1 protein-coding gene is annotated in these 485 nt (G+C 45.2%); it reads right to left on the reverse strand.

Going from position 1 to position 485, the window contains the following annotated elements:
* On the reverse strand, positions 1–485 hold a 485-nt coding region (locus B2X33_RS06805), incomplete at both ends, for an alanine--tRNA ligase-related protein (protein ID WP_296668553.1).

Genomic DNA, 485 nt, shown 5'->3' on the forward strand with positions numbered 1-485 from the left:
AATTTCTCTTCCTCGGCTGTAAGCTCCTGCTTGATTTTCGCAGAATTCTGCTCAAGTTCAGGATAAGCCGCCTTGAAATTCTCAATTACAGTTTCAGCAATTTCAGCAAGGAAAGACTTTTCGATTCCGAGCTTCATCCCGTGCCTGACTGCGCGGCGAATCAAGCGGCGCAAAACATATCCCGCGCCGACATTTGACGGAGAAACACCTCTCGGGTCTCCAATGATGAAAACAGAAGCGCGGCTGTGATCTGCAATAATTCTCACAGAACGGTCTTTCTCCTCGTCTGTTCCATACTTATAATTTGAAAGCTTCTCGATTTCAGCGATAATCGGCTGGAAAACTTCCGTCTGATAAACCGAAGTTTTTCCCTGCAAGATGCAGTTTGTGCGCTCAAGTCCCATTCCTGTATCAACATTTTTCTTTGGAAGCGGCTCAAGAGTTTTCTCGTCAATTCTGTTGAACTGCATAAAAACGTTGTTCCA

Source organism: Treponema sp. UBA785 (assembly GCF_002297065.1).
In the GTDB taxonomy this organism is placed as follows: Bacteria; Spirochaetota; Spirochaetia; order Treponematales; family Treponemataceae; genus Treponema_D.